Source organism: Shewanella sp. SG41-4 (genome assembly GCF_014164505.1).
Taxonomy (GTDB): domain Bacteria; phylum Pseudomonadota; class Gammaproteobacteria; order Enterobacterales; family Shewanellaceae; genus Shewanella.
This window is the reverse complement of sequence record NZ_JACJFI010000494.1, coordinates 1-1962: the sequence shown is the minus strand read 5'-3', so window position 1 is coordinate 1962 and position 1962 is coordinate 1. Positions and strand designations below refer to the sequence as shown.

Annotated in this window: 2 protein-coding genes and 2 pseudogenes; all 4 read left to right on the top strand. The window is 40.3% G+C overall.

From position 1 onward, the window contains the following. Positions 1 to 491 (top strand): annotated as a pseudogene (locus tag H5202_RS21525) (S-adenosylmethionine decarboxylase proenzyme); the annotation flags it as partial. 96 nt (positions 492 to 587) lie between these two features. Beyond that, positions 588 to 832, top strand: a pseudogene (locus H5202_RS24850) (arginase family protein); the annotation flags it as partial. Positions 833 to 934: 102 nt separating this feature from the next. Further along, on the top strand, positions 935 to 1573 hold the full coding sequence (gene pdxH, locus H5202_RS21515; RefSeq protein WP_182773844.1) for a pyridoxamine 5'-phosphate oxidase: 639 nt from the start codon (positions 935 to 937) through the stop codon (positions 1571 to 1573). Further along, positions 1573 to 1962 (top strand): YaiI/YqxD family protein (locus H5202_RS21510; RefSeq protein ID WP_182773843.1); only part of this gene is annotated, 390 nt, incomplete at its 3' end. The genes pdxH and H5202_RS21510, both read left to right, overlap by 1 nt.

The following is a 1962-nucleotide window of genomic DNA, read 5'->3' as shown; positions in this document are numbered from 1 at the left end:
ATCAAGCCAGCAAGCTCGACACCACAAATGAACTGCTGATGTATCATATTTCTGGTACGGTAGCAGATTATTTATGCAGTGATCAGCAATCAACTATTGAAATTATTCAGATGCTGCAACTGGAAAAATTATTTAATGGTTTTATTTTTGATCAACATCTATTCAGTCCGTTGGGTTATTCTATCAACGGTATTCGCGGAGCTGAATATTTTACAATACACATTACACCACAAGAAAATAGCTCTTACGTGAGCGTTGAAACGAACATTGATATCAGCTCAGCTCAGGTTGATATTTTTGCTGAGCTGGTAAGATTATTGCAGCCTAATAGCTGCGACATTATTGGTTTTAATAGTAAAATTATCAATAAGCACTTTTCAAATTACTTGTGTTTAAGTCATTGCGCGATGACTATCGAGCAAGGTTTCAACATACATTTCAGCCATTATCAGCAAGATTGCTTAGAAGTGCTGAGCCCTACATTATTGTAATTATCGGCAGTTTCCATCTTTTGGACAGTTTATAACTACTATCGCAGAAAACCCAGATTATTCGCTTTGTTAAAACGCATTTGGTTATGTGTCATATTCGACATTGACTGTTTAGACTCTGCTGTTGCACTAGTTACTGGTACGCCTGTTTGTGAGGGTTAACTAGCTATAAAGCGATGACGTCATTCGTTGCTTACGCGGTTTGAATGTTGTCGGCATGGATGTCGTTGAAGTAACACCCTCTTTTGATTCTGCTGATATTACCGCGCTTGCTGTTGCAATCGACTCGCTTGATAAGTCTACACGTTTGGACGGATGGTAAAGACTTAATTAAAAAGTAGTTTCAATTTTGGCATTAAACACATTCGCCAACGTGTTGACGTTGGCTTTTTTGTGTCTGCTCAGCGTAGAATAGATCCAGCAAGGATTAATGAGGAACCAATATGAGTGATTTAAGTGATATTCGTCGTGAATATAGCCAAGGTGGATTAAGACGAGCTAATTTGCCTGTTAACCCAATGGATCTATTTGAACAATGGATGCAACAGGCAAAAGATGCTCAACTTTCTGACCCCACGGCCATGTGTGTCGCTACGGTAGATGAAGATGGCCAGCCATTTCAGCGTATTGTGTTGCTAAAAAAGTTTGATGATAACGGTTTTGTATTTTTTACTAATTTAGAAAGCCGCAAAGCAAAACAGATTGCCACAAACAGTAAAATCAGTTTACTGTTTCCCTGGCATCCACTAGAACGTCAAGTGGCTGTATTAGGGGAAGCGGAGCCATTATCGATGTTGGATGTGGCTAAATATTTTATGTCTAGACCAAAAGACAGCCAAATCGCTGCCTGGGTATCTAAGCAATCGAGTAAGATTAGCGCAAGGCAGGCGTTAGAAGGTAAATTTGCTGAAATGAAAGCTAAATTTGCCCAAGGTGAGGTTCCATTACCTAAGTTTTGGGGTGGATATTTAGTGCGACCAGCCAGTATTGAGTTTTGGCAAGGCGGTGAACATCGGTTACACGACCGATTTATTTACACTAAAACCGATGAAGATTGGAATATCGATCGGTTGGCGCCTTAATGAGTGTTAATGATGTGGAGCATTTTGCGGTGATAACCAATAAAATCTGGGTTGATGCTGATGCTTGCCCCAACCCAGTTAAAGAGATGTTATTTAGGGCGTCTGAACGTAAATCGGTTCGATTAGTGTTAGTTGCCAATCAAATGATTAAAGTGCCTATTTCGCCCTTTGTTAGCATGATTCGGGTGAGTTCGGGTTTTGATGAAGCAGATAACTACATTGTGGAACAAGTAGTGAAAGGGGACTTAGTGATTACTGCTGATATCCCTCTTGCATCTGATGCGGTTGATAAAGGCGCGTTAGTCTTAAACCCTCGTGGTACGGTGTATACGGCGGAAAATATTAAACAGATTCTGACTATGCGCGATTTTATGGAAGAAATGCGTAGC